The organism is Pseudoalteromonas aliena (genome assembly GCF_038155085.1).
GTDB classification, from domain to species: Bacteria; Pseudomonadota; Gammaproteobacteria; order Enterobacterales; family Alteromonadaceae; genus Pseudoalteromonas; species Pseudoalteromonas aliena_A.
In genome coordinates this window covers 1-240 of sequence record NZ_JBAKAU010000089.1, presented here as the reverse complement: position 1 = coordinate 240, position 240 = coordinate 1, and the positions used below count along the sequence as shown (strand labels likewise).

The 240-nt window shown below is 53.3% G+C and carries 1 protein-coding gene; it reads left to right on the top strand.

Going from position 1 to position 240, the window contains the following annotated elements; all coding sequences use genetic code 11:
• Window positions 1-240 (top strand): nitroreductase family protein (locus tag V6260_RS18655; protein ID WP_341595579.1); only part of this gene is annotated, 240 nt, incomplete at both ends.

Genomic DNA, 240 nt, shown 5'->3' with positions numbered 1-240 from the left:
GGTCGCAAGTTCTTCGCCGATATGCACCGTAAAGATCTGCATGATGATGCAGAGTGGATGGCAAAACAGGTTTATCTCAACGTCGGTAACTTCCTGCTGGGCGTGGCGGCGCTGGGGCTGGACGCGGTGCCCATCGAAGGTTTTGACGCCGCCATCCTCGATGAAGAATTTGGTCTGAAAGAGAAAGGCTACACCAGTCTGGTGGTTGTTCCGGTGGGTCATCACAGCGTTGAAGATTTT